General features: G+C 71.2%; 7 protein-coding genes. 3 read left to right on the top strand and 4 right to left on the bottom strand.

Annotated features, from left to right (window positions below; genetic code table 11):
* Positions 1-426 (bottom strand): FAD-binding oxidoreductase (locus ON41_RS09625; RefSeq protein WP_246829491.1); only part of this gene is annotated, 426 nt, incomplete at its 3' end.
* A gap of 258 nt (positions 427-684) precedes the next feature.
* Here ON41_RS09625 and ON41_RS09620 point away from each other — a divergent pair.
* The gene (locus tag ON41_RS09620; RefSeq protein ID WP_040747007.1) at positions 685-1,302 is read left to right on the top strand and encodes a TetR family transcriptional regulator; all 618 of its coding nucleotides are present in this window, start codon (positions 685-687) and stop codon (positions 1,300-1,302) included.
* Here ON41_RS09620 and ON41_RS09615 read toward each other — a convergent pair.
* A complete protein-coding gene (locus tag ON41_RS09615; protein ID WP_040747006.1) occupies positions 1,299-2,054 on the bottom strand; it encodes an SDR family NAD(P)-dependent oxidoreductase in 756 nt (251 codons plus the stop codon). The genes ON41_RS09620 and ON41_RS09615 overlap by 4 nt on opposite strands.
* Positions 2,055-2,090: 36 nt before the next feature.
* Positions 2,091-2,972: an alpha/beta fold hydrolase gene (locus ON41_RS09610; RefSeq protein ID WP_040747005.1), complete on the bottom strand. Its 882-nt coding sequence runs from the start codon at positions 2,970-2,972 to the stop codon at positions 2,091-2,093.
* 84 nt (positions 2,973-3,056) lie between these two features.
* Between ON41_RS09610 and ON41_RS09605 the strand changes: the two genes are divergently transcribed.
* Together ON41_RS09605 and ON41_RS09600 are read left to right on the top strand one after the other, a co-directional pair.
* Positions 3,057-5,081, top strand: coding sequence for an AfsR/SARP family transcriptional regulator (locus ON41_RS09605; RefSeq protein WP_040747004.1), 2,025 nt, complete (start codon positions 3,057-3,059; stop codon positions 5,079-5,081).
* Between the two features lie 136 nt (positions 5,082-5,217).
* Positions 5,218-5,931: a dienelactone hydrolase family protein gene (locus ON41_RS09600; RefSeq protein ID WP_157185415.1), complete on the top strand. Its 714-nt coding sequence runs from the start codon at positions 5,218-5,220 to the stop codon at positions 5,929-5,931.
* Between the two features lie 6 nt (positions 5,932-5,937).
* On the opposite strand, the gene ON41_RS09595 is transcribed toward ON41_RS09600, so the two are convergent.
* A complete protein-coding gene (locus ON41_RS09595) occupies positions 5,938-6,861 on the bottom strand; it encodes a helix-turn-helix transcriptional regulator (protein WP_040747003.1) in 924 nt (307 codons plus the stop codon).
* Positions 6,862-6,863 lie beyond the last annotated feature (2 nt).

The raw sequence follows: 6,863 nt of genomic DNA, 5'->3' as shown, positions 1-6,863 counted from the left end.
CAGCAGGATCCGGTCGGGACGGAGATCGGGCAACGCGAACGTGCCCGCCGCCGGCGCCAAGTCGACGACCATGCCGGGCGCGGCGTTGCGATACAGGTAGCGCGAGACGAGGCCCCGCGAATGCGCCTTGACCGTCAGCTCGATATGCCGGTCCCGGCGGCCCTGCGCATTGACCGGCGAATAGCAGCGCGTGTGCTTCACACCGTCGATCAGCACCCCGATCTGAACGTACTGCCCGGCGCGATGCCCGGACCACTGCCGGGTCGGGCGCAGCGTCAGCGTCACCGAGCCGGGGACCGAACGCCGCACGTGAGTCACTTCCGCGCGCATATCGTGCAGGGTCAGCGTCGGCCGCACCAGCTCCAGATAGCGATCGAGCGGGTGCGGCGAGGTCAGCGTCTGCACCAGATCGAAGAGTCCCATCATTCGGATCTCCCACACCAGGTCGTCGGTCCGTAAGTGTCACCGAATTTCGGTGCACATCTGTACACTGATTTAGTGTGCCTGGTGTTGGCACACAAGTTCAACCAGCAGATGCTGTGACCGAGGCAACATCCCGAGGAGAGAGCGAATCGTGAACGGATGTATGCTCAGCGATGGCGTGAGCGAGCGCAGCGAGTGAGCAGTGGATACAGCGAGCTATTGCTCGGTCATGGCGGAGCCGAGCGCCAGCGAGGAGGAGCCATGAGTGAGCCGGTGGAATCTCGAGGCGAGCGCAAGGAGCGCACGCGGCAGGCCCTGCTGGACGGCACGCTGACACTGGCGGCCGACCGCGGCTTCGCGGCGTTGTCCCTGCGCGAGATCGCGCGCTCGGCCGGTATCGTGCCGACCGCGTTCTACCGGCACTTCGCCTCGCTCGACGAGCTGGGCACGGCCCTGGTCGACGAGGGCGTACGCCAATTGCGTTTGGCGCTACGGGAATTGCGCCGGACCCCGGATGCCCGGCTGGCGGAGACGGTGCGCTTCGTCTTCGGCCAGGTGGCGGGGCGAGAGGAGTTGTACGGCTTCCTGATTCGCGAACGCCACGGCGGCTCGTCCGCCCTGCGCGGCGCGATCGTGGTCGAAATGCAGCTCATCACCCGGGAACTGGTGGTGGATCTGTCGCGCATCAGGGCCCTGGACGCGTGGTCGCCGGACGATCTGGAACTGGCGGCCGATCTGATCGTCTCCACGGTCGCCGACCGCATCGCCGATTTCGTCGTCGCCACCCTGCGCGACCGGGTCGACATCATCGACCGCGCGGTCCGCCAGGTCCGCTTGATCGCCCTCGGCATGGGCGCCTGGCACTCGACCGGCGCCTAGCGCGCCTCCGGATCCTGGGCGAGGACCGACCGGCCGCCGTCGACGGGGACGGTCGCGCCGTTGACGAAACCGGCCTCATCGGAGAGCAGGAAGGCGACGACGGCCGCCACCTCCGCGCTGGTCGCCACCCGGCCCAGCGGATGCAGTGCGGCCATATCGCGTTCCACGGCGGCCGCCGCCTGGACGTCCAGTCCCGCCAGGTATTCCGAATAGCGTTCGGTGGCAACGGATCCCGGAGCCACCGCATTGGCGCGAATACCCCGCGGGCCGTAGTCGACGGCCAGCGCTCGCGTCAGTCCCTCGATGGCGGCTTTGGCCGTGCTGTACGGCAGGGCGCCGGGAACGGCCCGCCGGGCCTGGTGCGAGGTGATGTTGACGATGGACCCGCCGGTGCCGGTCGCGAGGAAATGCCGCACGGCGACGGCCGAACCGGCCAGCGGGGGACGGAGATTCGCCTCGATCAGGGCCAATACCTGGTCCGCCGAGGCGGATTCGAGCGAGGCGTCGCGAAATACCGCGGCATTGTTCACCCAGCCCGTCAGGACGCCCGCCCGCTCCGCGCGGACGGCGGCCGCCTCGGCCACCTCCTCGGATCCCGCGTCGCCGGTCACCACCTCCACTCGGTCACCGGCCCAGGCCAGCGCTGCGGCACCCCGTTCGACGACCACCACGTGCCCGCGCTCGAGCAACCGTTCCACGATCGCCCGTCCGATACCCCGGGCGCCTCCTGTCACCACATAGGATTGCGCCATCGGCCCATGGTAGCCACAGACTTTCGCCTGGCCGTGTCAGCGATCGAGCAGATCGCGCACCGCCGCGGCGACCTGGTCGGGCGCTTCCTCGGCCATGAAGTGACCGCAGGTGACGGTGGCGTGGACGAGGTCCGGAGCCCAAGCACGCCACCGTGCCGTGGCGTCGAAGCCGAGCGCGGCGCCCCAGTCCTGTTGCAGGACCGTCACCGGCATGCGCAACTGGCTACCGGTCTCGCGGTCGGCCCGATCGTGGTCGACGTCGGCCGCGGCGGACGCCCGGTAGTCGGCGACGATCGACGGCACGGACTCACGGCAGGCCCGCAGGTATTCGGCGCGCACCTCGCTGGGTATCGCCTCGGGGTCCTGGGTCCAGATATCGAGGAAGTGGCCGAAGAACGCGTCCGGACTACCGGCGATCAGCTGTTCGGGCAGCCCCGGCGGCTGGGCCATGAGGTACAGGTGGAATCCGACCGCCGCGCTCACGCCGTGCATCACGTCCCACATGTCGAGCGTCGGCAGGACGTCCAGGCAGGCCAGATGGGTGATGTTGCCCGGATGGTCGAGTCCGGCCCGGAATGCGACCAGGGCGCCGCGATCGTGTCCGGCCAGCGCGAACCGCTCGTGGCCCAGCGCCCCGGCGAGCGCGACGATATCGGCGGCCATGGTGCGCTTGCTGTACACGCTGCCGTCCGCATCGGCGGGTTTGTCGCTGTCGCCGTATCCGCGCAGGTCGGGGCAGATCACCGTGTGATCGGCCGCGAGCCGGGCGGCGACCTCGCGCCACATCAGGTGGGTCTGCGGGAAGCCGTGCAGCAGCACGATCGGACGGCCGTGACCACCGATCGCGACATTGAGCGCGACATCGGGGGCGACGGGGACGCGCCGGTAGTCGAAATCGGGGATGGTCGGTGTTTTCATGGGGTGCTTTCGTCGTAGCGGATCGGCACGATCGACAGTGCCGCGCGCGAATCAGCATCCGATCAGTACGAGCGAGGAGACGGGATGGAGCGGGTCGCCTTCGGCGTGCTCGGGCCGGTGGCGGCCTGGTCCGGCGACGGCGCCGCGCTCGGGTTGAAGGGCCCGCGCCATCGGGCGGTGCTGGCCCGGCTGATCGTGGCCCGCCGGCGTGTGGTCCCGGTGACTCGGCTCGTGGACGACCTGTGGGAGGACCCGCCGGGCGGCGCGGTGGGGGCTGTCCAGACCTTCGTCGCCGATCTGCGCCGGGTGCTGGAGCCGGATCGCCCGCGCCGTGCCGCTGCGCGCCTGCTGGTGACCGAGGGCCCGGGGTACGCGCTGCGGGCCGAACCGGATGCCGTGGACGCCTGGCGTTTCGAGGCGGCGGTCCGGGCCACCACCGCGGGCGGGATGCCGGCGGCGGCGCTCGAGGAGTTGGACGCGGCGCTGCGGCTGTGGCGCGGCCCGTCCTATGCCGATGTGGCAGAGGCGGAATGGGCGCGCACCGAACGGTCCCGCCTGGCGGAGTTGCGGGCGCAGGCGGTGGAGCGTCAGGCCCGGGCCCGGCTGGATCTGGGCCTGGCGGAGGCGGCGATCCCCGACCTGGACGCGCACGTGACCGACCATCCGTGGCGGGAGGAGGCGTGGGGGCTGCTGGCGCTGGCGCTGTATCGCACCGGGCGCCAAGCGGAGTCGCTGGCGCTGCTGCGCCGCGCTCGCACGGCGCTGGTGGAAGGGCTCGGACTCGACCCGAGCCCGCGGTTGCGCCGCCTGGAGGCCGACATCCTGTCCCACGATCCGGGCCTCGATCCGGCTGGCGGTGACCTCGCCCGAGGCGGGCAGGCAGCCCGCCGGCCCGCGCCGGAGACAGCCGCTGCCCGGGTCTGGGCCGAGGCGGCATCGGCCTACGACCGCACCGTATCCGCCAGTGCCCGAACACGTTTGGATTCGACGGTCGGGCTGCTCCGCGATCTCGCGGTCACCGGCGGCAGCGGGCTCGCGGTGGCGCGCGAGCACCGGATGGCGGCCATCGCGGCCGCCGAGGAGTTCGGCGACCCGGACCTGACCGCCCGCGTCATCGGCGCCTACGACGTGCCCGCCATCTGGACCCGCAGCGACGATCCCGCGCAGGCCGAGCGGATCGTCGCGGCCGCCGAGCGCACCCTGGCCGCGCTCCCGGCCGGCCACTCCCACGACTCGGCCCGCTGCCGCCTGCTCGCCACGATCGCGCTGGAGATGCGCGGCACCCGCTCGCCACGCGGACCGCGGGCCGCCCGCGAGGCCGAGGACATCGCGCGCCGCCTCGACGACCCCACGCTCCTCGCCTTCGCCCTCAACGGGTCCTTCATGCAGTCGTGCACGCGGGCCGGTCTCGCACCGCGACGTGACCGGATCGGCGCGGAGCTGATCGATACGGCCGCCCGCCACGGCCTGCCGAGTTTCGAGATCCTCGGCCATCTGATCCGCGTCCAATCCCGCTCCGCCCTGGGCGATTTCGATGCCGCCGACACCCACGCCGCCGCGGCGGACCGGCTGGCCGACCGCGACGAACGCCCCCTGACCAAGGTCTTCACCGAGTGGTACCGCGCCCTGCGCCTCGCCGCCTCCGGGCACCGAGACCGCGCCGAGGCCGCCTACCGAGCCGCGGCACGCCTGCTCGACGGCGCGGGAATGCCGGGTGTGGAACACGGCCTACTCCCCCTCGCCCTCCTGTCCCTACGGCTGTCCGCCGAGCGTTCATCCACCCGCGAGGCAGCCGAACACAGTGACCTGGAACAGGATTGGGGTCCCTACCGCCCATGGGTCGAGCCCCTCGCCCTGCTACCCACAGACCCCGAGGCCGCACGACATGCCCTGCACTCCCTCCCCGAACCACCCGCAGACCTGATGCTCGAGACCCTGACCTGCCTGGAGGCCGCAGCAGCCCTGGAACTGGGCGACCAGCCAACTCTGCACCGAACCCACACCCGCCTCCTCCCCGCCGCCGGCGAATACGCCGGCGCAGGCACCGGAATGCTCACCCTCGGCCCAGTCCAGCACTGGCTCGACGCCTTGGCCGACGCCCTCGGCTAGGTAGTTCCGCCACCGCCACGCCGGGGTCGGCGAGCAGGTGCTCGCGCCCTCAACGGCATCGAAGCAATGACACTGCCCGCCACAGGGTCCCGTGCGGGTGACCCCGAAGAACGAGGCTTGGGGCAGACTGGCGGGTATGGGTGAGTCACTCGGCATCGAGGTACTGCGGCAGGACGATTTCGATCTGTACCGGCCGGAAGGCGACATGGGGCCCTTGCCGACGGTGATCCTGGTGCACGGGGCCGCGCCTCCCGGCCGGCGTCCGCGCACGTCGCCGCTCTTCTCGGGATACGGACGTCTACTCGCCCAGCGCGGCCTCGCCGCGGCGGTTCTCGACGTGCGGTATCGCGGCCTGGACGACTGGCCCGCGGGAACCGTCTGGCCACCCCGTGCCGACTGGCTGGGCACGGCGGAATGGCTGGAGACGACGGTCCAGCGGATCCGCGACCACGCCGGAGTGGACGGTGACCAGGCGGCGATCTGGGCGTTCTCCGGCGGAGGGATGCTCGTCGGCTCCTGGCTCGCCGCCACACCGCCGTGGCTGCGCTGCCTGGCCCTGACCTACCCGGTCCTCGCCGACCAGTCCCCCGGCTCCACCGTCCCGGCCCCCGCCGACCTCGTCCGGCCGGGCCGGCCGGTGGTCCTCACCCGCGTCGGCCAGGAACAGCCCGAGTACCAGGCCACCGTCGACCGTTTCCTGGCCCGCGCCGCGGAGGTCGGCGCCTCCGTCGACATCATCGACGTCCCCGACGGACGGCACGGCTTCGACGCCTTCGTCCCGGATCCGGCGTCCTGCGAGCCGGTCCGCACCGCCGTCGCGTATGTGGCGAAGCACCTCGCGGGTAGCTGATCGGCCTCACGCGGTCGCCTGCGCGTGGTAGCGGTCGAAGTGGTCCTGCCACGGGGCCTCGCGTTCGGCCGGGGTCATGGCCAGCAGATCGCGAAGCTGAGACCAGCCGGAATCCGTTGCGGGCGTGAGGATCTGAACCCAGGATCCGGCCATCGACGGGAGCGACATACTGGTCATGGTGACCTCCAGATCGCCGGTGGCGACATTGCGGACCATACGGTAGCGCCCCAGCGGGGAGGCGACATCGTTGCGGGCCCACAGCGCGGCGAATCGTGAACTGCGGGCGCACATGTCGTCGACGAAGGCGGTCCACTCCGGGTCGTGCAGATTCCTGGCGTAGGCGCTGCGCAGAAAACCCACCATGCGGCACAGATGTTCGGGCTGACCGGGATACGGATTGCAGCACTCCGCGGACAGGAACACCTTGCGGATCACATTGCGCTCACCCCGGGTGAATCCCGGGCACAGCGCCGCGTAGGCGTCGTTGTGCGCCAGGACGTCGTAGCGCGCCGACAGGAGCACCGCGGGCAGCGGATGCAGATGGTCCAGGATCACCTGCAGCTCTTCGGGAATCGCCTCCTCGGCATGCCAGCTCGGCACCGTCGGCACATCCGCCAGCCGGTACAGGTGGGCACGCTCGACGGCATCGAGGGCCAGGGCGCGCGCGATCGCGTCCAGCACCTGCACACTCGCGTTGATATCGCGCCCCTGCTCCAGCCACGTGTACCAGGTGACCCCGACACCGGCGAGCTGCGCGACCTCCTCGCGCCGCAGTCCCGGTGTCCGGCGGCGCGGTCCGGCCGGGAGCCCGACATCGGCGGGGGTGATCCGCGCCCGGCGGGTCTTGAGGAACGCGCCGAGTTCCCCGCGTCGCGTCTTGCGTACCGCCCGGGAATTCTCGCTCACCACCACGTTCTCATCGTGGCCCATAA

Origin of the sequence: Nocardia transvalensis NBRC 15921 (assembly GCF_000308875.1) — a bacterium.
Classification (GTDB): domain Bacteria; phylum Actinomycetota; class Actinomycetes; order Mycobacteriales; family Mycobacteriaceae; genus Nocardia; species Nocardia transvalensis.
This window is presented reverse-complemented; position numbering and strand designations above follow the sequence as displayed.